Source organism: Amycolatopsis sp. NBRC 101858 (genome assembly GCF_030269325.1).
Lineage (GTDB): Bacteria > Actinomycetota > Actinomycetes > Mycobacteriales > Pseudonocardiaceae > Amycolatopsis > Amycolatopsis ponsaeliensis.
In genome coordinates this window covers 1015503-1039318 of record NZ_BSTD01000001.1, presented here as the reverse complement: position 1 = coordinate 1039318, position 23816 = coordinate 1015503, and the positions used below count along the sequence as shown (strand labels likewise).

Genomic DNA, 23816 nt, shown 5'->3' with positions numbered 1-23816 from the left:
TGGCCACGACGCTTCCCTCTCGAGGCTGAGATACCCCTGAAGGTTCTCCCTTCCCGGCTGAGATCGTGCTGAGAGATCCCGCGCGACCTGCGGGAACCGGCCATGATGAACCTCGTGAAACCTCGGGTGCTGGTGGTCGACGACGAACCGGGCGTGCGCAAGGCGCTGCAACGCGGGCTGCGCGCGGAGGACATGGACGTGGTCACCGCCGCGGACGGCCCCACCGGGCTGCAGCTGGCGAGCACGGGGTCCTTCGACGTCATCCTGCTCGACATCATGCTGCCGGGCCTGTCCGGCTACCGCGTGCTGGAGCGGCTGCGCAAGGACGGCGTCATGACGCCGGTGCTGCTCGTCTCGGCCAAGGACGGCGAGATAGACCAGGCCGACGGCCTCGACCTCGGCGCCGACGGCTACCTCGTCAAGCCGTTCTCCTTCGTCGTGCTGGTCGCGCAGGTCCGGGCGACGCTGCGCCGCGCGGGGCCGGAGGCCGGCCGGGGGACGCTGCGGCTCGGCGCGCTGGAAGTCGACCGCGGGCTGCGGCAGGTGCACTGGAACGGCGAGGAGGTCGGGCTCAGCCCGCGCGAGTTCGCGCTGCTCGAGGTGCTCGTCGGGCGGGCCGGCACGGTCGTCACGAAGGACGAGCTGCTGCGGGCGGTCTGGGGTGAGGAGCAGGCCGTGACACGCAACCTCGTCGAGGTCTACGTCGGGTACGTGCGGCGCAAGCTGGACGCGGTCGGCGCCGGCGCGTTGCTGCGCACGGTGCGCGGGCACGGCTACCTGGCCTCCGACGCGCAGCTCGACGAGGTCATCACCCCGTGATCCCGTGGTGGCGGGGCCGGTCCCTGCAGGTCCGGATCACCGTGCTGGCCGCGACGATCACCCTGGGCTGCCTGCTCGGGCTGGCCGCGCTGGCCGCGTCGAACCTTTCGCCACTGCTCATCGGCTCGGTCGACCGCGAACTCTCGGCAGCCCTCGGGCCGGCCGCCGCCGAGGTGGGCGCCGGGCGGCCGCTGTCCGGAGCGGCGCCGGTGACGCTGCGGGTGCTCGACATCGCGGGCGCGCCCGTGGACGGCGGGACGCCGACCGGCCTCACGTTGTACGACACCTCGACGCTCAAGGCCGGGCAGCCGGTCCAGCGCGACGGCGCGCGGTACCTGGGCACGGTCGTCAGCGCGCCCGACGGGTCGCAACGGCTGGTCGTGGCCGGCGCGGGCCTGGTCGGGTTCTCCGCCGCGGTGCACTACGGCGGCGTCTGGCTGGTGGTCGTCGCGTCGATCGGGGCGCTGGTGGCGGGGCTGGCGACGTGGCTGGTGGTGCGATTGTCGCTGCGGCCGGTGGCGCGCATGCGGGGTTCGGTGCGCGGGCTGCCGCCGGGGGCGCGGCTGGCGCTGCCGGACTCGCACGACGAGCTGCGCGCGCTGGCGGAGGAGTTCAACGCGCTGCTGGAGCGGCAGGAGCAGGCCAGCGACCGGCTCCGGCGCTTCACCGGCGACGCGGCGCACGAGCTGCGGTCGCCGGTCGCGTCCATCCGGGTGCAGGCCGAGGTGGCCGTGACGAACCCGGACCCGGAGCTGTCCCAGGAGACGCTGTCGGACATCTTGACGGAGGCCGAGCGGCTGTCGTCGCTGCTGGACGGGTTGTTGTCGCTGGCCCGGTCGGACGCGGGGGAGGTGCCGCCCGCGTCGCCGGTCGAGCTGGTGAGCGAGGTCCGCGCGGCGGTGGCACGGCTCCCGGCTGGGGCGCCGGAGACGCGGGTGAGCAACGCGGTCGCGCAGGCGTGGGCGTCGTCCGCGCACGCCGAGGTCGAGCTGGTGCTGGACAACCTGCTGCGCAACGCGTGCCGGTACGCGCGCGGGGAGATCGTGGTGTCGGTGCTGGCGTCGCGGTCGTCGGTCCGGGTGGTGGTCGACGACGACGGCCCGGGCATCGCGCCGGAGCATCGCGAGAAGGTGTTCGACCGGTTCTACCGGATCGCGGACGACCGGGCGCGGTCGTCCGGCGGGACGGGGCTGGGGCTGGCGATGGTGGCGGAGACGGTGCGCAGGCGGGGCGGCCGGGTGCAGGTGGGCGAGTCCCCGGACGGCGGAGCGCGGTTCGTGGTCGTCTGGCGCGCGGCCGCGGGCGGGGAGACGTGACCGAAGGGTCGGCTCGCGTGCTTGGAGGGTCGGCTCGCGTGTCTGGAGGGTCGGCTCGCGTGATTGGACGGTCGACACGCGTGATTGGCGGGTCGACACGGCGAGGCCGCGGGAGGCTCGGGGCTTCCGGGTAGATTCCGGGGCTGTGAACGGTGTGATCGTGGGTGCTGCCCTGGTGCGGGACGGGAAGCTGCTCGCCCAGCAGCGGGCCTGGCCGCCGAAGCACAGCGGGCAGTGGGAGCTGCCCGGTGGCCGGGTCGAGGAGGGCGAGTCCGAGGCCTTCGCCCTGGCGCGCGAGTGCAGCGAGGAGCTCGATGTCGTCATCGAGGTGGGCACGCGCGTCGGCGAGGACGTGCCGCTGCCCGGCGAGAAGGTCCTCCGGATCTACGCCGCGACGCTCGTTTCGCCCGGTGAAGAGCCGCGGGCCGTCGAGCACCGAGCCGTGCGCTGGCTCGGGCCCGACGACCTCGACGACGTCGACTGGCTGCCCGCCGACCGGATCCTGCTCCCGGCCCTGCACGCGCTGCTCAGTTAGCGCCGATCATCCGCAACGCCGCGTCGAGCCGGTGCGCGCCGCGCTCCCGGGCCCGCTCCGCGCCCGCCTTGCGGACCTTCTCCAGCTCGGCGGCGTCTTCCAGCAGCGTTAACGCGCGTTCACGCAGGGGCCGCAGCTCCTCGATCACCGCGTCCGCGACCGCGTCCTTCACCGCTCCGTACGACGAGAACTCCTCCGCCAGGTCGGCCGGCGCGCCACCCCGGCACGCGGCCAGGATCTCCAGCAGGTTCGCCATCCCCGGGCGGGTGTCGGGGGCGTGCACCGGCACCGTCCCGCCGTCGGTGACCGCGCGGCGGATCTTGCGGCGGATCTGGTCGGGCTCGTCGAGCACGAACACCACGCCCACCGCGTCACGCGCCGACTTCGACATCTTGCGGGCCGGGTCGGCGAGGTCCTTGACGCGCGCTCCCGCCGGCGGGAGCACCGCCCGGGGGACAGTGAACACGTCGCCGTAGGTGCCGTTGAACCGCTTGGCCAGCGTCCGCGTCAGCTCGACGTGCTGGCGCTGGTCCTCGCCGACCGGTACCTCGTCCGCGCCCTGCAGCAGGATGTCCGCGGCCATCAGCGCCGGGTAGGTCAGCAGCGACAGCCGCACGCCGGCCTGGCCCTTGGACTTCTCCTTGAACTGGATCATCCGCGCGGCCTCGCCGTAGTTGCAGGTGCACTCCAGGACCCAGGTCAGCGCGCCCAGCTCGCGGGCCAGGTCGGACTGGACGAACACCCGCTCCGGGTCGATCCCGGCGGCGATCAGCACGGCGAGCTGCTCGCTCGCCAAGGATCGGAGTTTCGCCGGGTTGTGCGGGGTCGTCATGCCGTGCAGGTCGGCGACGAAGTACAGGTCGTCCACGCCGCCCTCGCGAGCCCAGCGGCGCACCGCGCCGAGGTGGTTGCCGAGGTGGACGTGACCCGAGGGGGTGATCCCGGACAGCTTGCTCATGCTCTTCCCTTCCGCGGGGACCACCCCGGAGAAGGCATGAAAAAGGCCGCCCGTCCGGGGCGGCCGCTGGTGATCAGCGCAGGACTAGACGGCCGCCGGGGGCGGCCACCACTGGGACGTCTGCGCACGCATGGCAGCGACTATAGCCGAGCGGGTCTACCGTCGTAACCATGTTCGTCGTGCTGCTGACCTACACCGCACCGATCGAAGAAGTCGACCTGGCGCTGCCGGACCACGTCGAGTGGCTGGACCGGCAGTACGAGCGCGGCCTCTTCCTCGCCTCCGGGGCGCGGAAGCCGCGGGTCGGCGGCGCGATCATCACGCGCCCGATGTCCCGCGGGAAGCTGGACGCCATCCTGGCGGCCGACCCGTTCTCGGTGAAGCACCTCGCGCAGTACGAGGTCATCGAGTTCTCGCCGACCAAGACCGCTCCTGAGCTGCGGCTGTTCAACGAAGCGGTGACCCACTGAGGTTCTCGGACAGCTAGGCGGCGAGGTCCTGCTTGGCCTTCTTGAGGGCGAGCACCGGGCACTTCTTGCAGCGCGGCTTCGACCGGCAGCACTTCTTCTTGACCTTGCCGGCCTTCATCAGCTTGCGCACGACCTTTCGCGGGTCCTGCGGCTTCTTGCCCACGCGCACGCACCTTCCGGATCGGCGACGTTCACCGGGTTTCCACGTTAGGTCAGCCTAACCGACGTGGGGGCGTGGGGCCGCTCACAATGGGGTGGCAGGTATCCTGGGTGAGGTCCGCGTGTGACCAGAGCCGGTCACGGGATGCCTGACGGGCTTACGCGGCCATCCAACCCTTGAAGTTCAGGAGTTCTCGCGTGCCCGCAGCCAGCGCTACCGTCGAAACCGGCCGGCCGACCGGTAAGACCCGGCCCGACCTGCGCAACGTCGCGATCGTCGCCCACGTCGACCACGGCAAGACGACGCTCGTCGACGCGATGCTGCGCCAGTCCGGCGCCTTCGCCGAGCGGGCCGAGCTCGTCGACCGGGTCATGGACTCGGGCGAGCTGGAGCGCGAAAAGGGCATCACGATCCTCGCGAAGAACACCTCGATCCACCGCCAGACGCCCGACGGCTCGGTGACCATCAACGTCATCGACACCCCCGGCCACGCCGACTTCGGCGGCGAGGTCGAGCGCGGCCTGGCCATGGTCGACGGCGTCGTCCTGCTGGTCGACGCGTCCGAGGGCCCGCTCCCGCAGACCCGCTTCGTGCTGCGCAAGACCCTGGAAGCCGGCCTGCCGGTGATCCTGCTGGTCAACAAGACCGACCGCCCCGACGCCCGGATCGCCGAGGTCGTCGAGGAGACCCACGACCTGCTGCTCGAGCTGGCCAGCGACATCGAGGACGCCGACCACGACGCGATCCTCGACCTCCCGGTCGTCTACGCCTCCGCGCGCGCCGGCAAGGCGAGCCTGGAGCAGCCCGCCGACGGCGAGATCCCCGAGAGCGAGAACCTCGACCCGCTGTTCGACACGCTGCTCCGGCACGTGCCGCCGCCCGCCGCCGACCTGGACGCGCCGCTGCAGGCGCTGGTCACCAACCTCGACGCGTCGAACTTCCTCGGCCGCATCGCGCTGATCCGCATCCACGCCGGCAAGCTGCGCAAGGGCCAGACCGTGGCCTGGATGCGCGAAGACGGCACGGTGCAGAACGTCCGCATCTCCGAGCTGCTGGTCACCGAGGCGCTCACCCGCGTGCCGGCGACCGAGGCCAGCGCGGGCGAGCTCGTCGCCATCGCCGGTATCCCGGAGATCACCATCGGTGACACCCTCGCCGACTCCGAGACGCCGGTGGCGCTGCCCCGGATCACCGTCGACGAGCCCGCCATCTCGATGACCATCGGCGTCAACACCTCGCCGCTGGCCGGGCGCAACGGTGGCGACAAGGTCACCGCGCGGCTGGTCAAGGCCCGCCTCGACCAGGAGCTGATCGGCAACGTCTCGATCCGCGTCCTGCCGACCGAGCGCCCCGACACCTGGGAGGTCCAGGGCCGTGGCGAGCTGGCGCTGGCCATCCTCGTCGAGCAGATGCGCCGCGAGGGCTTCGAGCTGACCGTCGGCAAGCCGCAGGTGGTGCTGCGCACGATCGACGGCAAGCTGCACGAGCCGTTCGAGCGCCTCTACATCGACTCGCCGGAGGAGCACCTCGGCGCGATCACCCAGCTCCTGGCCGCGCGCAAGGGCCGCATGGAGGACATGAGCGGCAACGGCACCGGCCGGATCAAGCTCGAGTACGTGCTCCCGTCGCGCGGCCTGATCAGCTTCCGCACCGACTTCCTCACCGAGACCCGCGGCACCGGCATCGCGAACCACGTGTTCGAGGGCTACTTCCCGTGGGCGGGCGAGATCCGCACCCGGCACAGCGGCTCGCTGGTCGCCGACCGGACCGGCCCGGTCACCGCGTACGCGATGATCCAGCTGGCCGACCGCGGCTCGTTCTTCGTCGAGCCGGGCGCCGACGTGTACGAGGGCATGGTCGTGGGCGAGAACCCGCGCTTCGAGGACCTCGACATCAACATCACCAAGGAGAAGAAGCTGACGAACATGCGTCAGTCCTCCGCCGACGTGATGGAGACGCTGGCCCGCCCGCGCAAGATGGGCCTGGAAGAGGCGCTGGAGTTCTGCTCGGTCGACGAGTGCGTCGAGGTCGCGCCCGAGGTCGTCCGGGTCCGCAAGGTCACGCTGGACATCAACACCCGCGCGAAAGAGCGTTCGCGCGCGAAGAGCCGCGACAACGGCTGAATCGAAAAATCGCGTAAAAACCTCCCGGCGTACCGCGCCGGGAGGTTTTTGCATTGCCACCCGGTCACCCTGGGTGGATAATCGACCGACGCGAAGTCACGAATTCCGAGGCTCTTCTCCTTATATCTTTATAGGGGCATTCGGGGATTCGACGCCTGGTGTTCACCACCGGGTCGATCCCCGCCCGTGTCCCGGGCGTGTTCGTTCCGCCGTTCCGGAACGGTCCGGGAACCCGGACGGTCCTTCGCGCGTCCTTTTCCATAGCGCCACGGTGCGGCGCCGGGCCCGGCCGATCCGGGTACGGGAATCCCGGTTCCGGTCGCGGACGCGGTCGTGGGAGCATGGCTGACCCGATCGGGGAGATTCTGGGAGGAACGGGGCGTGCGGGTGAAACGCAAGGCGGTGCCGGTGCTGGCGCTCGCGGCCGTGCTGGTCACCGCCTGCTCGAACACCCCGCCACCACCGGTGGTGTCCTCGTCGGTCCCGCCCGCGTCGACCACCGGGAAGACGCCGTCGCAGATCGTCGTCGGGGTCGACGACGTGCTCGGCGGGTACAACCCGCACAACCTGGCCGACTCCTCGCAGGTCACCTCCGCGCTGTCGCAGCTGCTGCTGCCCTCGGTGTTCCGCCAGAAGGACGACGGCAGCACCCAGCTCGACAAGAACCTGATGAAGTCCGCCGAGGTGATCTCGCAGCAGCCGTTCGTGGTCGCCTACGAGATCCGCCCGGACGCGTCCTGGTCCGACGGCGCGCCCATCGCCGCCGAGGACTTCGACTACCTGCGCACCCAGATGCGCGACCAGCCCGGCGTGATCGGTCCGGCCGGTTACCGGCAGATCTCCGAGCTGCAGTCCCGCGAAGGCGGCAAGCGCGTCGAGGTCACCTTCGCGAAGCCGTACCCCGGCTGGCAGACGCTGTTCTCCGACCTGCTGCCCGCCCACCTGCTCAAGGACGCGCCCGACGGCTGGCGCGGGGCCCTGGCCTCGAACTTCCCGGCCATCGCCGGCCCGTTCTCGATCAAGAGCCTCGACATCGCCCGCGGCGAGGTCATCCTCGAGCGCAACGAGCGCTACTGGGAGAAGCCCGCGGCAATCGACCGGATCGTGCTGCGCCGCTCGGACCAGAACACGCTGCTGGCCGCGCTGCAGAGCGGCAACGACCAGTTCGCACTGGCCAGGACGACCGGCGACGAGCTCAAACGGCTCGGCGACCTCGGCTCGGCCGTGCAGCTGCACACCGTGGCCCGGCCGCTGGTCGCCGACGTGCTGCTGCGCCCGGTCAGCGCCACGCTGCACGACACCCAGGTCCGCGCCGGGATCGCCGCGCTGATCGACCGCGGCAAGCTGACCACCGAAGGCGTCAACGGCGGCCCGTCGTCGCAGCTGCACGCCGACGCCCAGGTCACGGCGCCTTCGGTCAAGGGCTACGCGGCGACCATCCCGCCCGGCCCGCCCACCGCCCCCGACGTCGCGAAGGCCGAAGAGTCGCTGAAGGCGGCCGGCTACGCCAAGACGGCGGGCACCTGGCGCAAGAACGGCAAGGCGCTCTCGCTGGTGATCGCCTCGCCCGGCACCCAGGAGCCGTACGCGACCATCGCCAAGGAGCTCACCGCCCAGCTCGTCGCGCAGGGCGTCGAGGTCAACGCGATCACGCCGCAGCCGCGCGACCTGTTCAGCGGCCTGCTCGCGATGCCGGTCGCGAGCGGGGTCCAGCAGCCGACCGGCGACTCGGCGGGCAGCGTCGGCATCGACATCGCGGTCGTGCCGCAGGCGGTCGGCGGCGACACAGCCTCGGTGCTCGCGTCGACCTTCGGCTGCCGTCCCGAGCAGACGGCGTCGGGGGCGGACCCGGCGAAACCCGTCGTTCCGGGCAATTCGGCGGGCTTCTGCGACGTGGCGCTGCAGCCGTCGATCGACGCCGCGCTGTCCGGGGCGACGCCGATCGCCGAGGCGCTGACCACCCTGGAGCCTGAACTTTGGCGCCAGAACGTGGTGATCCCGCTCTTCCAATTGGCTGACACCCTGGCGATCGGTTCGGGCATCTCGGGAGTGACCCCCGGTCCACCGATGGTGGGTCCGTTCGGGTCCGCCGTGAACTGGACTCGCGGCCCGAAGTAATCGCTCGGCTACGCATTCAGTACTACCGGGTGATCTTGACGCACGCCTTCGAGTGGGACCCAGTGAATCCGTGAGGTAACCGTCGTATTTCTGGATGTCGGCTGGAAGTCACCCTTTGGTCACGATCGACCCTGAACTGGTGACTGTCGGTGCTTTTCCTTTCTAGCGTGCTCCCGCAGTGCGCCAGTTGAGTGTCGCTTGGCGTGTCGTAGGCTCCGGCACCAAACCGGAGCGGTGTGGGTCCTTGTCACAATTCAAGGACTCAGTGCTAGGAGGGCACACTTCATGAGGAGAACCAAAGCAGTCTCCGCCTTGTCGCTCGTCGCAGGCGCCACGCTGCTGCTGAGCGCCTGCAGCGGTGGCGACTCGGGCTCGGGCAGCACCGACCAGAACGGCTCGTCGACCGACGTCAAGTCGATGGCGGTCGGCAAGGCCGAGCAGGGTGACTCGTTCAAGCTCGCGGACGTCCAGGGCTGGGACGGCACGGTCACGGTCGGGATCGACGACGGGTACTCCGGGTACAACAACAACACCCCGGACACCAACAGCTCGTACAACACCTACATCTTGACCACGGTCCTCGAAGACGCCTTCGTCCTCGACGGCAACAACAAGGTGCTGCTCAACAACGACATCCTCGACTCGGTCGACGTGACGTCCAAGGACCCGCAGGTCGTCACGTACAAGATCAAGCCGAACCTCAAGTGGTCCGACGACGCGCCGTTCGACTGCAAGGACTTCTACCTGGCCTGGCTGTCGGGTAGCGGGCAGGCCAAGGGCTCGGACGGCAAGAACCCGTTCAACGCCGCTTCGACCACCGGCTACGACAAGATCAAGACGGCCACCTGCAAGGACAACCTGACCTTCGAGACGGACTACAGCGAGCCGTACCTCGACTACAAGGGCCTGTTCAGCGGCGTCCAGATCCTGCCGGCGCACGTCCTCGAGAAGGCCACCGGCATCGCGGACATCACCAAGCTCGCGCCGACCGGTGACGCGGCCCAGCTGTCCAAGGCCGGCGACTTCTGGACGAACAAGTGGAAGGGCTTCGACAAGTCGATCATGCCGGCCTCGGGCCCGTACATGATCGACTCGTTCGACGCGAACCAGAAGTCCGTCACGCTGGTGAAGAACCCGAAGTGGTCGGGCGGCAAGGGCGGCCCGGCGAAGATCATCGTCCGCGCCATGGAAGACACCAAGGCCATGGCGACCGCGCTGCAGAACGGTGAGATCGACGTCGCGGCGTCGACCCAGCCGGACGCCACCGCGGCGCAGACGATGAAGAGCCTCGCGCCCCAGGGCGTGACCTACGGTTCGGCCCCGCAGCTGACCTACGAGCACCTTGACCTGCAGTTCAACCGCATGTTCAAGGACGAGGCGCTGCGCAAGGCGTTCTTCGAGGCGGTCGACCGCAAGCCGATCGTCGAGAAGCTGCTCAAGGAGGTGCAGGCCGACATCACCCCGCTGAACTCGATCGTGTTCTTCCAGGGTGAAGAGGGCTACACCGACCTGTACGGCAGCAAGGCCGGCCTGGGTGCCGAAGCCGCCGCCAAGACCCTGACCGACGCCGGCTGGGCCAAGGGCGCCGACGGCATCTTCGCCAAGGGCACGCAGCGGGCTTCGTTCAAGATCACGCACAACCAGAACACCCGCCGCAGCCAGACCGTCGAGATCATCATCTCGCAGGCCAAGGCGGCCGGCATCGAGGTCAAGGACGAGACCGACGCCAACTTCCTCAAGGGTGGCCGCGTCTCGACCGGTGACTACGACGTCGCGCTGTTCGGCTGGTCGTCGGCTCCGTTCAAGTCGCAGTCGCGGTCGATCTACGTCTGCCCGGACAAGGGTGGCGACCAGAACTACCAGAACCTCTGCGACCCGAAGATCGACGACGCGTTCAACACCGCGGTGAAGGCGACGGACGAGACCGTCAAGACGCAGAGCTACCAGGCTGCGGACAAGGCGATCGCCGACCAGTACGCGACCATCCCGCTGTGGCAGACGCCGTCGATGTGGGCGTTCAAGGGTATCGACCGCGTGTACATGCAGTCGTACAACGGTGCCCTGTGGAACGCCGGCGAGTGGGAGCAGAAGAAGTAGGGTCCGCCCTGCGTCTTCGCTTCCCTCGCTCCAGATGACCTGGGGGTACCGGGGTCCGGCCACGAGCCGGGCCCCGGTACCCACCGGAAGTAGCTGTTGACCGTAGGGTTACCCCCACTACGGTAGACAACCGGGTAGCGGTCCAGCGCACTTCTGAAGACCAGGCCCGGATGAGGAGCAGTTCGTTGAACCTGGTGATCTACATCCTTCGCCGCCTGGCGATATCGATCCCCGTCCTGCTGGTCGGGACCTTTTTGTCGTTCGTCATGGTCGCCGCGACCGGTGACCCGCTCGGCGAGCTCCGGCACAACCCGCAGATGAGCCAGGACGCCATCAACGCCCTGGCCCACAAGATGGGCCTCGACCAGGGAATCGTGCCGCGGTACTTCTCGTGGCTCGGGCACTTCCTCTCGGGTGACTGGGGCACGTCCATCGCGCAGGGCAACGCCCTCGCGCCGGTCGCCCCCAAGGTGATAGCCGCGTTCGGCGTCACGTTCAAGCTCGTGGTCGGTGCCGAGATCCTGGCGCTCATCATCGGGATCATCGTCGGCGTGCTCGCCGCGGTGAAGCAGTACTCGATCATCGACTACATCGCGACCACCCTGGCCTTCCTGCTGTTCTCCATGCCGATCTTCTGCGTGGCGATCGTGCTGAAGAACTACGCGATCGAGATCAACGGGTGGGTGCGCGACCTCGGCCTCACCGACGTCCTCGGCAATCCATGGCTCCGGACGACGAGCCCGGAACAGCTCAAAACCGACGGCGTCGGGGACTTCATAGCCAGCACCATCGGTGCCTACCTGCTGCCGGTCCTGTCGATCATGGCGATCAGCTTCGCCGCGTACAGCCGGTTCCAGCGGGCCTCGATGCTCGAGGTGATGAACTCCGACTACGTGCGCACCGCGCGCGCCAAGGGCCTCGCCGGCGGCCGGGTCATCTTCCGGCACGCGTTCCGCAACGCCCTGATCCCGGTGACCACGCTGTTCTCGGTGAACTTCGGCTCGGTCCTCGCCGGGGCGATCATCACCGAAACCGTGTTCAACTGGCACGGTATGGGCACATTGCTGGTGGAAGCCGTCTCGAAGAACGACACTCAGGTGATGATGGGCTGGCTCGTGGTGATCGCCACCAGCGTGATCGTCGCCAACCTGATCGCCGACATGATGTACGGCATCCTGGACCCGAGGATTCGCGTTGGCTGACTTGAACTCCCTTCTCGCGAGCGAGACCGCGACCAAGGACGGCACGCTCCCGCCGGAAGCCCTGCCCGAACCCCGGAGCCAGGGCAAGCTGGTCCTCCGGAAGTTCCTGCACCACAAGCTGGCCATGCTGTCGACCGCGGTGCTGGTGCTGATCGTCCTGCTCAGCATCCTCATGCCGCTGTTCTGGAAGCACAACTACGAGGACAGCTCGTTCCCCTCCTTCGCCAAGCCGAGCGGGGACTTCCCGCTGGGCACGACGCAGGTGGGCAAGGACATGGTGTCGCAGATCCTGCGCGGCACCCAGTTCTCGCTGCTGATCGCCCTCACGGTGTCGATCCTGTCGACGTTCGTCGGCGTCGTCCTCGGCGCCATGGCGGGCTACCTGCGCCGGTTCACCGACTCGGCGGTCTCGCGGGTGACGGACCTGTTCCTGATCATCCCGCAGATCGCCGCGGCGGCCATCCTGGCCAAGGTGTTCGGCTCCGGCTCCTGGTACATCGTCGCGCTGGTCCTGGCGGCGTTCGGCTGGATGCAGGTCGCCCGGATCACCCGAGCCGAAGCGATGTCGCTTTCCCAGCGCGAGTTCGTCGACGCGGCTCGCGCTTCGGGGGCCGGCACGTTCCGGATCATCTTCAAGCACCTGGTGCCGAACATGGTCGGCAGCATCACGGTCAACGCGACCCTCGCGGTCGCGCAGGCCGTGCTGGCGGAAGCCGCGCTGTCGTTCATCGGCCTCGGTGTCCAGCTGCCGGACACCTCGCTCGGCCGCGTCATCTTGGAGAACTACGCCCAGCTGCAGACGCGGCCGGCGCTGTTCTTCGGGCCGTTCGTCGTGCTCGTGCTGATTTCACTGACGATCAACTTCATCGGTGACGGTCTTCGCGACGCCTTCGACCCACGACAGCGGAGAATGAAGGCCTGAACGCCGACGCGGGGGTGACCGGTTCCGGTCGCCCCCGCGTCCGTTTTCGCGTGAAGATCGCCGGACCTGGGGGTTTCGGATGAATCTGGCGCTCTACGTGCTCCGCAGGCTGGCCATCTCGGTCCCGGTCCTGCTGATCGGCACGTTCCTCTGCTTCGTCATGGTGGCCAACACGGGCGACCCGCTCGGGGAGCTGCGCAACAAACCCGGGATCAACCCCCAGGCCATCGCCGACACGGAGCACAAGCTGGGTCTGGACCAGAGCGTTTTCGCGCGGTACTTCACCTGGCTCGGCCACTTCCTGAGCGGCGACTGGGGCATCTCCATCGCGCAGGGCAACGCCCTGCAGCCGGTGGCCCCGAAGGTGATGGCGGCCTTCAAGGTGACGCTCGAGCTGGTGCTGGCGGCGTCCGTGCTGGCCCTGGTCTTCGGCGTGCTGGTCGGGGTCCTCGCGGCGGTCAAGCAGTACTCGATCTGGGACTACCTCGCGACCACGCTGGCGTTCCTGATGTTCTCGATGCCGATCTTCTGCATCGCCATCGTCCTCAAGGGCTACGCGATCCGCCTCAACGGCTGGGTGCGGGACCTGGGCCTGGCCGACGTCCTCGGGGACCCGTGGCTGCGCACGACGAGCCCGGAGAGCCTCTCGGCGACCGGCATCGGCGACGCGCTCGCGAAGTACGTCGGCGCGTTCCTGCTGCCGACACTGTCCATCATGGCCATCACGTTCGCCGCCTATAGCCGGTTCCAGCGGGCGTCGATGCTGGAGGTCCTGGACGCCGACTACGTCCGCACCGCGCGTGCCAAGGGCGTCTCGAACGGCCGCGTGATCTGGCGGCACGCGTTCCGCAACGCGCTGATCCCGGTGATGACGCTGTTCTCGGTGAACTTCGGCGCCACGGTGACGGGCGCGATCATCACCGAGACGGTCTTCAACTGGCACGGCATGGGCACGCTGCTGGTGGAGGCGGTCAACAAGAACGACCCACAGGTGCTGATGGGCTGGCTGGTGGTGATCGCGGCCAGCGTCGTGGTGGCGAACCTGGTGGCCGACCTGATGTACGGCATCCTCGACCCCCGCATCCGCGTCGGCTGAGTCGCCCCGAAACCGGCGAAGGCCGCCACCCGAGCCCGGGTGGCGGCCTTCGTGCGTCAGGGCCTCAGTCGGCGACGGGGGCCAGCTTGCCGGCCTCCCAGGCCGCACGGCGCTCGGCCTGCAGCACCGGGTCCGCGACCGGCGCCGCCGACAGCAGGCGGCGCGTGTAGTCCTGCTGGGGCGAGTGCAGCACCTGGTCGCGCGTGCCGATCTCGACCAGCTTGCCGTGCTGCATCACCGCGACGCGGTCGGCGAGCAGGTCGACCACCGCCAGGTCGTGGCTGATGAACAGGCACGCGAACTGCAGCGACTGCTGCAGGTCGAGGAACAGGTCCAGCACGCGGGCCTGCACCGACACGTCCAGTGCCGACGTCGGCTCGTCCGCGATGAGCAGCGCCGGGTCCAGGGACAGCGCCCGGGCGATCGCCACGCGCTGGCGCTGGCCGCCGGAAAGCTCGTGCGGGTAGCGGTTCATGTAGTGCCCGCCCAGCTCGACCTTGTCGAGCAGCGAACGCACGCGGGCCGAGAGCTCCTTGCCGGCCAGCACCTTGTGCAGCACCATCGGCTCGGCGATCGACTCGCCGATCGTCATCTTCGGGTCCAGCGTGGACGCCGGGTCCTGGAACACGATCGAGAAGTACCGGCGAAGCGGGCGAAGCTCCTTCGCGGACATCTTCGTGATGTCCTTGCCCGCGATCGCGATGGTGCCCTGGGTGGCCTGGAGCAGGCCGACGGCGCAGCGCCCGACGGTCGTCTTGCCCGAGCCGGACTCGCCGACCAGGCCGACGATCTCGCCCTTGGCGATGGTCAGCGAGACGTCGTCCACCGCGCGGTTCTTGCCCTGACCGCGACGGCCCGGGTACTCGAGCACCAGGTTCTTGATCTCGAGGGCCGGCGCGGCCTCCTCGATCACGGCCTCGAGCTCGGCGTCGGCCAGCCGGATCTCCTCGGCGATCTTGGCCGCCTCGGTGCTGTCGGAGGCGATCCCGGCGTCGTCGAGCAGGCGGCGCCCCTCCGGGCGCTGGCCCAGCACCGGCACCGCGGCCAGCAGCCGCCGGGTGTAGTCCTCCTTCGGCGACGCGAACAGCTCGCGCGACGGGGCCTCTTCGACGATCTCGCCCTGGTACATCACGATGACGCGGTCGGCCATGTCGGCGACGACGCCCATGTCGTGGGTGATCAGCACGATCGCCGTGTCGAGGGTGTCCCGCAGCTTGCGCAGCAGGCCGAGGATCTCCGCCTGCACGGTGACGTCGAGCGCGGTGGTCGGCTCGTCGGCGATGATCACCTTCGGGTCGCAGGAGATGGCCATCGCGATGACGACGCGCTGGCGCAGACCGCCCGAGAGCTGGTGCGGGTACTGCTTGAACCGCAGCTCCGGGTTCGGGATGCCGACCATGTCGAGCAGTTCGACCGCGCGCTTGTCCGCGGCGGCCTTGGAGATGTCGAGGTGCGAGCGCAGGGCCTCGCGCAGCTGCCAGCCGACCGTGTAGACCGGGTTCAGCGCGGTCATCGGCTCCTGGAAGATCATCGCGACCTGGTTGCCGCGGATCTTCTGCATTTCCTTGTCTTTGAGATCCGCCAGGTTGCGTTCGCCGAGGCGCAGCTCGCCGGCGATCCGGCTGGTCTTGGGCAGCAGGCCCAGCACCGACATCGACGTGACGGACTTGCCGGACCCGGACTCCCCGACCACGGCGACGATCTCGCCGGGCTGCACGTCGAACCCGATGCCCTTGACGGCGTCCACGACGCCGTCCTCGGTCTGGAACGACACGCTCAGGTCGGAGATCGACAGGACCGAACCGGACACGCCGGCGACGTCCGCCGAAGTTGCTTCAGTGCTCACCAAGATGCCCTTCGTGGGGGTACAGACGATCGCGACGCGGCGGTCGCGACTCGCGCGAGGATAACCGAGGGTGTCCCCGACGAAGGTCGGAGCACGGGAATTACGCTCAACCCGTGATCTCCCCGGTACCGCGCAGGCTGCTGCTCGTCCACGCCCATCCCGACGACGAGAGCATCACCACCGGCGCCACGATCGCACGATACGCCGCCGAAGGTGCCGAGGTGACCGTCGTGACCTGCACGCTCGGTGAAGAGGGCGAGATCATGGCCGGCTTGCCCGAGCTGGCCGGGCTGGGCGCCTGGGCGGCCGACCAGCTGGGTGGCTACCGCGTCGCCGAGCTGAAGGCCGCGTGCGCCGCGCTGGGGGTGTCACGACATCGTTATCTGGGCGGGATCGGCCGGTGGCGCGATTCGGGCATGGCGGGCACGCCGTCGGCCGCGCACCCGCGCGCGTTCACCGGGGGGAGCGCCGAGGAGCAGGCCGGGCAGCTGGCGGAGATCCTCGACGAGGTGCGGCCCCAGGTCGTCGTCACCTACGACGCCTTCGGCGGCTACGGGCACCCCGACCACATCCGCGCCCACGAGATCACCATGGCCGCGGCCCCGAGCGCGGAGTCGGTGATGCGGGTGTTCCACACCGTCACGTCGCGTGACGCGATGCGCACCGGGCTGGCCGCGCTGCGGGCCGGCGAGCCCGAGTACCCCGTGCCGCCCGACGACGAGCTGCCGGTGACGCCGGACGAGGAGATCACGACGAAGCTCGACGTCGCCGCATACGTCCCGGCGAAGCTGGCGGCCTTGCGTGCGCACGCGACGCAGCTGGCCGTGGTCGGCGGCGACGTCCCGTACTTCGCGCTGACGAACGAGGTCGCCCAGCCGATCCCGGCGCACGACTCCTTCGTCCTCGCCCACGGCCCGGCCGGCGGCGCGGCGGACGACCTGTTCGGCGGGCTGTGACGGTGCCCGAGCCGCTGACCTGGGAGCAGAGGCTGTTCCTGCTGCTGCTCGCCTTCGACACGGTGCTGCTGGCCGTGCTGGAGCTGTTCTTCCTGCCGCTGCGGATCGGCGTCGTGCCGCTGCCGGTGACGGTCGTCGTCGGCGCCGTCACCACGCCGTGGTTGGTGTCGACCACGGCGAAGCTGGTGCGGCCCGGGCTTTCGTGGGTACCCCTGGTGGTGTGGGTCGTCGTCGTGTTCGGCGTCGGCCTGCTGGGCCCGGGCGGCGACCTGGTGCTGATCCAGGACTGGCGCGCGCTGGTGCTGCTCGGCGCGAGCGCGCTGCCGGGTGCGCTGGTGCTCGGTGGCGGGCTGGGCCGCGCCGCCGCGGGAAGGAGTCCGGGACGTGGCTGAGGCGATCTCCGACAAGCAGGTCGTGGCGGTGCTGCGGCCGTTCGTGCGGGCGTGCGGGCCGATGCTCGACGCGCTGCGGGAGTCCGACCCGTTCGGCCTGCAGGCGCGCGCGGCCGACGACCTGGCCGAGGTCGAGTCCGGGCTGAAGGCGAAGCTGATCCACGGCGTGACGTCGGTGAAGGTGCCGGGCACGGCCGCGTGGGCGCGGATGACGGGCTACGACCGGTCGAGCTGGTGGATGAACCGCGTCGGCCGGTTCACGGCGCTGCTGACGTCGATCCCGGGCCTGGGCGGCGCGCTGGCCGACCGGCTGCCGGTGCAGGACACGCTCGGGGCGGCGTCGCAGGGGCTGCTGCTGTGCGCGATCGCCGGCGAGTACGGCGTGACGGACGTGGGCACGCGGGTGCGGCTGATCGCCTCGGTGCTGTTCGAGCGGGAGATCGACGCCGACCTCGCGGCGGGCAGGCACCCGGAGCACGACGAAGCGGCGGAGGCGGAGGAAGCCGCCAGGCTGACCGAAGAGCTGACGGCGTCGGAGAAGAAGCACGGCAAGGCGACGGTGAAGGCGGCGGCGGGCACGCTGTGGCGGCTCGGGCGCGGGCTCCTCGGGATCACCGAGGAACTGGAGAAGCGGCCGCGCGGCAACCTCCTCCACCGGGCCCTCGGCATGCTGCCGGTCGTCGGCGCGGCGGGGGACTACCTGGGCGAGCGGTCGGGGCTGCGCGAAGTCTGGAAGCGGGCACACGCCTGGCTGACCGAGCACCGCACCTGATCTTCCCGCGCGGTGCCCGGCGCAAACCTCAGTTCCAGAACTGGAACACGCTGAACCCGATCTGGGCACCGTCCACGTAGCCGCCGAAGGCACCGAAGATCGCGTACGAGGCGTTCCACAGGGCCGCGTTCGCCGGGCGGAAGAACCACAGGATCGCGAACAGGATGATCGGCGCCCAGGGGCGCACCTTGGCGCCGAGCTCGCGCGCCCGCGGCGGGAGGTACGGCTCGATCGCGCCCCAGCCGTCGAGGCCCGGGATCGGGAGGATGTTCAACAGGAACGTCACGATCTGGAGCAGCGCCAGGTAGGACATCGCGATCACCAGGCCGCCCGCCATCGGGACCAGCGACACGACCAGGGCCAGCGCCGCGCCGACCGCGAGGTTGCTCAGCGGCCCGGCCAGCGACACCCACGACGACGTCCCGCGCGACCGCAGCGCGCCGCGGTTGATCCAGACCGCGCCGCCCGGGAGCGGGATGCCGCCGATGATCAGGAAGATCAGCGGCAGGATGATCGACAGGACCGGGTCGGTGTACTTCCGCACGTCCAGCGTCAGGTAACCCTTGTGGGCGACGCTGTAGTCACCGCCGCGGTAGGCGACCATCGCGTGGCCGAACTCGTGCAGCGACAGCGACGCCACCCAGCCGGCGGCGACGAAGATCACGACCCCGGCGATGAGCAGCGGGTCGCGGTCGCGGACGAAAACGGTGTTGATGTCACCGAACGCGGCCATCACGCCACCGGCGACGGTGAGCGCGAGGATGCCGAGGAAGACCGGGCTGGGACGCACTGCTGACTTCTGCACGCTTCCAGTCTTCCGTATGCCCGGTGTGAAGTTACCGGCGTGTCCCCTTGCGCGGTCGGGCCCGAACGTCCCCCGAACTCGCTACTCCGCTTGACCTGACCGCACTACACGGGTGTAATCACAGTGATGTCATTCGTTGTCGAGGGGACAGCGAGTGTCGTTTCACCACCGCCAGCCTGGGGAGTGCTAGGGAGCGAGGAGGCGGACGTGCGGTTGGAAGCCGATGGTAAGGAATGGGGGCACGTCATGGGTTGGGGCGAGATCCCGGAGCAGGCTCTGGGAGATCTCACCGAGCTCATCGATGCCACCGAGGAAGAGCAGGATTGGCAGGAACGCGCCCTGTGCGCGCAGACGGACCCGGAGGCGTTCTTCCCCGAGAAGGGCGGTTCCACCCGCGAAGCCAAGCGGATCTGCCTGGGTTGCGAGGTCAAGGACGAGTGCCTTGAGTACGCGCTGGCCAAGGACGAGCGCTTCGGCATCTGGGGCGGTCTGTCCGAGCGGGAGCGCCGGAAGCTGAAGAAACGCGCTGTCTAGAGGGGGTCTCACCGGTGATGCGTGGCGTCACCGGTGATTCCACGTGGTGAACGCTCGGCGTGGGTTCACCACCGGGTGACGGACCGGGGCCGTAGGGTGGCCGCACCGATCCGCCGCCTGATCTGGAGCGTTCGTTGCCCCGCACCGCCGCGCCGCCCGTCCTGCGCACCGCGCCCGTTCTGGCCATTGTGGTCTGTCACAACGGCGAGAACTGGCTGCCGCTGGCGCTTTCTTCGTTGCGCCGCAGCACTGTCCGGCCCCGGCACGTGCTCGCCGTGGACACCGGTTCCACCGACGCGACCCCGCGGCTGCTCGCCGAGGCCGCCGAAGATCCCGGCCCGGACTCCGTGCCCGTGCTCTCGGGCGTCATCACACTTTCAGGTGATACCGGCTTCGCCGCCGCGGTCGCCGGAGCCGTCGAGCACGCCACCGAGCGGTGGGGCGACCCCGGTTCGTGGCTGTGGCTGCTGCACGACGACTGCGCGCCCGAGCCCGACTGCCTCGACGAACTCCTGCGCGTCGCCACCAAAACCCCGTCGGCGACCGTGCTCGGCTCGCTGGGCCTCGACTGGACCGACCCGCGGCTGATCGTCGAAGCCGGCCTGTCGACCGACGCCTCCGGGCACCGCCAGCAGATCGCCGCGCTCGGCGAAGAGCCGGCCGAGGTGCTCGCCGTGCCCAGCGCCGGCTCCCTCGTCCGCCGCGACGCCTGGGACGACCTCGGCGGCTTCGACCCCGATTTCCCGTTGCTGCGCGAGGATCTCGACTTCGGCTGGCGGGCGAACGCCGCCGGCGGGCTCGTCCTCTCCGTGCCGACCGCGCGGGTGCGCCACGCGCGCGCCGTCACCACCGGGCAGCGCGCGGCGGACGCCGTCGCCGCCCCGCTCGCGACCGCGAACCGCGCTCACGGGCTGCGGGTGTTCCTCGTGAACTGCTCGCCGTTTTCCTTCTGGCTGGGGATGATCCGGCTCCCGCTGCTCTCGCTGCTGCGCGCGCTGGCCTTCGTCCTGCTGCGCCGCACCGGCGAAGCGCGGGCCGAGTTCTCCGCCGCGACGTACCTCCTCAGTGGACGCGGCGGATTGCGCGCCGCCCGCGCCCGCCGGCGGCGGAATCCGCGGCCTGGCACGGTTCGCGGGCTCTTCACCGGACGCGGGACGCGCTTGCGCAACGCCGTGCGAGCCGGCGTCGTCGGGCTGGTCCGCCGCGGCGTCGAGGAAGACGTCGCGCTCGGCCGCGTGCCCGAAACCGTCGAAACCGAGTCGGCGTGGGTAACGCCCGAGGCGCTCGACGCGCGTGAAACCCGTCCCGTCGGGCCGGACGCGCTGCCCGCGGGCGCCCTGCGCGGGCTCAGCTCGCGGGGGAACGGGCTGCGCAAGCCGGGCACGCTCGTCGCCGTCGCGCTGCCGGAAACCGCGGCACCGGAACCGGTCCTCGAAGACACCGACGTCACCGTCGTCGAGGAGCCCGAACCGGAGATCGTCTTCGTCGAGGTGAACCGGCGGCGCGTGCTCGCGGCGACGATCTTCGCGCCGCCGGTGGTGCTGCTCGTCGTGATGACCGCGCTGGGCCTGGTGGTCAACCGCGCCCGGCTCGGCCTCGACCTCTTCGGCGGCAAGCTGCTGCCGGTCGGCGGGCTCGGCGAACTCTGGTCGTCGTACCTGACGCCGTGGCACGCGATCGCCGGCGGCACCGGCGCGCCCGCGTCGGCGACGCTGCCGGTGCTCGGCACGCTCGGCGCGGTGTTCGCCCCGATCGGCGGCCCGGCCGCGCTGGTGGCGATCCTGCTCCTCGGCGACATCCCGCTGGCCGCGCTGAGCGCGTACGCGGCGACGCGGCGGCTGCGCGTGCGCCGCTGGGTCCGCGCGGTCGTCGCCGCGACCTACGCGCTGCTGCCCGCCGCGACCGCCGGGGTGGCGCAGGGCCGGCTCGACGTCGTCGTGGTGCACCTCGCGCTGCCGCTCGTGGCGGCGGGCATCGCCGGGCTGCTGGTCCGGGCGGACACGCGGTGGCTGCACGTGTCGGCGCTCTCGGCGTTCGGGGTCGCGCTGCTCGGCGCGTTCTCCCCGCTGGCGCACGGGCTCGCGCTCGCCGGGCTGCTGGTCGGGTTCGTCGTGCTGCCCGCGCCGACCGGACTGGCGCGGCGGATCGCGTCGGTCGGCATCGTGGTGCTGCTGCCGCTGGCGTTGCTGCTGCCGTGGCCGACGGTGCTGCTTCGGCACCCGGAGCTGCTGGTGCAGGGGCTCGGCGGCGCGGCCGCGGTGGTGTCCGGCACCGATCTGGCCGGGCTCGACCCGGGCGGGCCGGGCGCGTGGCCGATCGGCGTCGCGGTGATCGCGGCGGCCCTGATCGCGATCGTCGTCCGCCCGACGAAGCTCGCGGCGGGCGGGCTCGCGCTGGCCGCGCTGGGGGCCGGCGGCCTGGTGCTGGTGCGGCTGGTGACGGCGACGCCGATGCAGGGTGGATCACCCGCGCACGGCTACGCGGGCGTGCCGCTGCTGATCGTCGGCGCCGGGTTGCTGTGGGTCGTGCTCGGCTCGTGGCAGCGCGGTGGTTCGGCCGGGGTGCCGTCGCCGTGGCTGCCCAAGGTGTTCGCGGTCGCCGGGGTCGTGGTGTTCCTCGCGCTGGCGGCCGGCGCGGTGGTCGTCGGCGGCCAGGGTCCGCTTCGCGCGGGTGAACGGCCTTCGCTCGCGCCCGAGGTGTCGGCGGAGGTGTCGGCGTCCGGCCGGTCGGTCCTGGACCTCGCGACGGACGCGACCCGCCAGATCGGCGGCCGCCTGCCCCACTACGGCGACGACGAACTGGCCCCGACGCCCGGCACCCCGGCCCGGCTGGCGGCGTGGCGCCGCGACCTCGGCCAGGGCGACGCGGCGGCGGTCCAGCGCGCGTTCGCCGCCGCGGCCGCCTCCGGGGTGCAGTTCGTGGTGCTGCCGGCGGGCGTCGACCCGCAGGCGTACGTGCCCCTGGCGAAGGACCTGGTGTCGGTGGCCGCGCCGACGTCCGACGGCCGCGCCGTGCTCCGGCTGCTCCCACCGGCCGGCCAGGTGATCTTGATCTCCCCGGAGCAGGCGAAGGCGGCGGTGACGGGCGGCGGCGCGCCCGGGAACGCGCCGGGCGTGGCCCCGGTCCAGGCGGGCCTGCCGGACGTGCGGGTGCGCGTTTCGGACGGCCCGACCGGGCGGCTGCTGGTGCTGGCGGCGGAGCAGGAAGCGGGCTGGAAGGCGTCGGTGGGCGGCAAGAGCGTCCCGATCGTGCCGGCCTGGGGGCACCAGGTGGCGGTGTCGGTGCCGCCGACGTCGTCCGAGGTGACGGTCGAGTTCCCGGGGACGGAACGGAACCTGCTGCTGCTCGCCCAGCTGGCGGCGGTGCTGTTCACGCTGCTGACGGCGGTCCCGGCCCGGCGCCGCCCGTGACGATCACGGCCCAGTGGGTCCGCGCGTCCTGGACGAAGCGTTCGCGTGGCGGACCCGCCGCGGCCGCGCGGAACGCGCTCCCGGCCGGCTTCGCGCTGCCCGAGCTGCCCGAACGCGGCGCGCACGTGGTGCGGATGCGTGAAGAGGCCGGCTTCGCGCCGGTCGAGACCGTGGAGGGCCTGGGCGCGCTGAACGTGAGCCTCCGCGAGCAGGCGGGCGCTTGCGGGTGCTGCCCCGCGTCGGGCCGCTGTACGGGCTCCCGCCCCGGAAACGGCGCCCGCCTGCTTCGTCGACGAGCAGGGCCCGGTCCGGCAGGTCACTCGCCTTCGATGACGTCCGGCTCCACGCCCAGGTACCCGGCCACCTGCTCGACCAGCACGTCGTGCACCAGATCGGCCAGCTCCGACGGATCCTTCGCCCGCGCCTCGAGCGGCCGCCGGTACAGCACGATCCGCGCCCGCGTCGGCAGCCCCGTCCGGTCGACTCCGGCCGGCACAAGACGGGACAACGGCACCGCGCCGTCGTGCAGCACGCCGTCCGAGGGCGCCCGGCCGTTCTCGCGGACCTCGGGCACGTCGTCCACCGCGACGTCGAGCTTCGTCAGCTCGTGGCGCCACCGCGCCTCGATCGGCTCGAGCGCGTCGAGCACCAGCGCGTCGAACCGCTCCGCGCGGCTCGCGGCGGCGGGCAGGGTCGCCGGGTACAGCGTCCCGCGCAGGCCCCGGCCGTGCCGGTCCCGTCGCGAGCGCCGCCGCTGTCGGAAGTCACGAGCCGTCGCCACCCCGGAAGTCTATGCGGTCGGCACGTCCCAGCGCGTGTCGCTCCTACTAGCTTGCGGCGACGCGCTATCGTTTCGGATCGTGCGGAGCGTACGGAAGTGTTCGCGTACCGGCTGTCTCGAGCCGGCTGTGGCCACGCTGACGTATGCCTACAGTGACTCGACCGCCGTCGTCGGCCCCCTGGCCACCGCTTCCGAGCCGCACTCGTACGACCTCTGCGAAGCCCATGCGCTGCGGCTGACCGTCCCCAAGGGCTGGGAAGTCGTCCGGCACGAAGGCGCCTTCGCCGCTCCGGACCCGTCGGCCGACGAGCTGACGGCGCTGGCCGAGGCCGTGCGCGAGGCCGGCCGCCCCGGCAAGCCGGCCCCCGCGCCCGAGCCGGAAGGCCCCTCCGGCCGCCGCGGGCACCTGCGTGTCCTCCCCGGTCGCGCCTGAACGCGTAACCCACCACCCCCGCCGGTAGGCTTTCCGCGCGGCGCAGCGGGCGCCGGGACGACTAATCGCGG

General features: G+C 70.8%; 21 protein-coding genes. 16 read left to right on the top strand and 5 right to left on the bottom strand.

Features of this window, described 5'->3' with window-relative positions; genetic code table 11:
• Window positions 1-102: 102 nt before the first annotated feature.
• The 3 genes from QSK39_RS04910 to QSK39_RS04900 all read left to right on the top strand — a co-directional run bounded on the left by QSK39_RS04910 (window position 103) and on the right by QSK39_RS04900 (window position 2670).
• Window positions 103-819, top strand: a complete 717-nt coding sequence (locus tag QSK39_RS04910; RefSeq protein ID WP_285476454.1) for a response regulator transcription factor — start codon at window positions 103-105, stop codon at window positions 817-819.
• Window positions 816-2135, top strand: a complete 1320-nt coding sequence (locus tag QSK39_RS04905; RefSeq protein ID WP_285476453.1) for a sensor histidine kinase — start codon at window positions 816-818, stop codon at window positions 2133-2135. Before QSK39_RS04910 ends, QSK39_RS04905 begins: the two co-directional genes overlap by 4 nt.
• Window positions 2136-2280: 145 nt before the next feature.
• Window positions 2281-2670: a (deoxy)nucleoside triphosphate pyrophosphohydrolase gene (locus QSK39_RS04900; RefSeq protein WP_285476452.1), complete on the top strand. Its 390-nt coding sequence runs from the start codon at window positions 2281-2283 to the stop codon at window positions 2668-2670.
• Here QSK39_RS04900 and trpS read toward each other — a convergent pair.
• The gene (gene trpS, locus QSK39_RS04895) at window positions 2663-3628 is read right to left on the bottom strand and encodes a tryptophan--tRNA ligase (protein WP_285476451.1); all 966 of its coding nucleotides are present in this window, start codon (window positions 3626-3628) and stop codon (window positions 2663-2665) included. The genes QSK39_RS04900 and trpS overlap by 8 nt on opposite strands.
• Before the next feature lie 170 nt (window positions 3629-3798).
• Here trpS and QSK39_RS04890 point away from each other — a divergent pair, with 170 nt between their 5' ends.
• A complete protein-coding gene (locus QSK39_RS04890; protein ID WP_285476450.1) occupies window positions 3799-4098 on the top strand; it encodes a YciI family protein in 300 nt (99 codons plus the stop codon).
• Window positions 4099-4111: 13 nt separating this feature from the next.
• Here QSK39_RS04890 and QSK39_RS04885 read toward each other — a convergent pair whose 3' ends face one another.
• Entirely contained in the window at window positions 4112-4261 is a 150-nt protein-coding gene (locus QSK39_RS04885; protein ID WP_284747598.1) for a hypothetical protein, read from the bottom strand.
• 194 nt (window positions 4262-4455) lie between these two features.
• Here QSK39_RS04885 and typA point away from each other — a divergent pair, with 194 nt between their 5' ends.
• From typA to QSK39_RS04855, 6 genes are all read left to right on the top strand, one after another.
• Window positions 4456-6381: a translational GTPase TypA gene (gene typA / locus QSK39_RS04880; RefSeq protein ID WP_285476449.1), complete on the top strand. Its 1926-nt coding sequence runs from the start codon at window positions 4456-4458 to the stop codon at window positions 6379-6381.
• Between the two features lie 381 nt (window positions 6382-6762).
• Window positions 6763-8499, top strand: coding sequence for an ABC transporter family substrate-binding protein (locus QSK39_RS04875; protein WP_285476448.1), 1737 nt, complete (start codon window positions 6763-6765; stop codon window positions 8497-8499).
• 285 nt (window positions 8500-8784) lie between these two features.
• Window positions 8785-10596 (top strand): ABC transporter family substrate-binding protein, encoded by a 1812-nt coding sequence (locus QSK39_RS04870; RefSeq protein WP_285476447.1) that lies wholly within the window; start codon window positions 8785-8787, stop codon window positions 10594-10596.
• Window positions 10597-10781: 185 nt separating this feature from the next.
• Complete coding sequence (locus QSK39_RS04865) at window positions 10782-11798, top strand: ABC transporter permease (RefSeq protein ID WP_285476446.1); 1017 nt, start codon at window positions 10782-10784, stop codon at window positions 11796-11798.
• The gene (locus tag QSK39_RS04860; protein ID WP_502873243.1) at window positions 11791-12720 is read left to right on the top strand and encodes an ABC transporter permease; all 930 of its coding nucleotides are present in this window, start codon (window positions 11791-11793) and stop codon (window positions 12718-12720) included. Before QSK39_RS04865 ends, QSK39_RS04860 begins: the two co-directional genes overlap by 8 nt.
• Before the next feature lie 79 nt (window positions 12721-12799).
• Window positions 12800-13816 carry an ABC transporter permease gene (locus QSK39_RS04855; protein WP_285476445.1) on the top strand — a complete coding sequence of 339 codons (1017 nt, stop codon included), beginning with the start codon at window positions 12800-12802 and terminating at the stop codon, window positions 13814-13816.
• Between the two features lie 64 nt (window positions 13817-13880).
• Here the strand turns inward: QSK39_RS04855 and QSK39_RS04850 are convergent, their stop codons facing one another.
• Entirely contained in the window at window positions 13881-15662 is a 1782-nt protein-coding gene (locus QSK39_RS04850) for an ABC transporter ATP-binding protein (RefSeq protein WP_285476444.1), read from the bottom strand.
• A 113-nt stretch (window positions 15663-15775) separates the two neighbouring features.
• On the opposite strand from QSK39_RS04850, the gene mshB reads away from it, so the two are divergent.
• The 3 genes from mshB to QSK39_RS04835 are packed head-to-tail and all read left to right on the top strand — an operon-like array spanning window position 15776 to window position 17782.
• Window positions 15776-16618, top strand: a complete 843-nt coding sequence (mshB, locus tag QSK39_RS04845) for an N-acetyl-1-D-myo-inositol-2-amino-2-deoxy-alpha-D-glucopyranoside deacetylase (RefSeq protein WP_285476443.1) — start codon at window positions 15776-15778, stop codon at window positions 16616-16618.
• Window positions 16615-17010, top strand: a complete 396-nt coding sequence (locus QSK39_RS04840) for a hypothetical protein (protein WP_285476442.1) — start codon at window positions 16615-16617, stop codon at window positions 17008-17010. Before mshB ends, QSK39_RS04840 begins: the two co-directional genes overlap by 4 nt.
• A complete protein-coding gene (locus tag QSK39_RS04835) occupies window positions 17003-17782 on the top strand; it encodes a hypothetical protein (RefSeq protein ID WP_285476441.1) in 780 nt (259 codons plus the stop codon). Before QSK39_RS04840 ends, QSK39_RS04835 begins: the two co-directional genes overlap by 8 nt.
• A 28-nt stretch (window positions 17783-17810) precedes the next feature.
• Here QSK39_RS04835 and QSK39_RS04830 read toward each other — a convergent pair whose 3' ends face one another.
• On the bottom strand, window positions 17811-18572 hold the full coding sequence (locus tag QSK39_RS04830; protein WP_285477929.1) for a site-2 protease family protein: 762 nt from the start codon (window positions 18570-18572) through the stop codon (window positions 17811-17813).
• 261 nt (window positions 18573-18833) lie between these two features.
• Here QSK39_RS04830 and QSK39_RS04825 point away from each other — a divergent pair, with 261 nt between their 5' ends.
• Together QSK39_RS04825 and QSK39_RS04820 are read left to right on the top strand one after the other, a co-directional pair.
• Window positions 18834-19121, top strand: coding sequence for a WhiB family transcriptional regulator (locus tag QSK39_RS04825; protein ID WP_230862597.1), 288 nt, complete (start codon window positions 18834-18836; stop codon window positions 19119-19121).
• 134 nt (window positions 19122-19255) lie between these two features.
• Window positions 19256-22531, top strand: a complete 3276-nt coding sequence (locus QSK39_RS04820; RefSeq protein WP_285476440.1) for a glycosyltransferase family 2 protein — start codon at window positions 19256-19258, stop codon at window positions 22529-22531.
• A gap of 316 nt (window positions 22532-22847) precedes the next feature.
• Here QSK39_RS04820 and QSK39_RS04815 read toward each other — a convergent pair whose 3' ends face one another.
• Window positions 22848-23312, bottom strand: coding sequence for a metallopeptidase family protein (locus QSK39_RS04815; RefSeq protein WP_285476439.1), 465 nt, complete (start codon window positions 23310-23312; stop codon window positions 22848-22850).
• A gap of 79 nt (window positions 23313-23391) precedes the next feature.
• Between QSK39_RS04815 and QSK39_RS04810 the strand changes: the two genes are divergently transcribed.
• Window positions 23392-23745, top strand: a complete 354-nt coding sequence (locus QSK39_RS04810; RefSeq protein WP_026468546.1) for a DUF3499 domain-containing protein — start codon at window positions 23392-23394, stop codon at window positions 23743-23745.
• The last annotated feature ends 71 nt before the right edge of the window (window positions 23746-23816 follow it).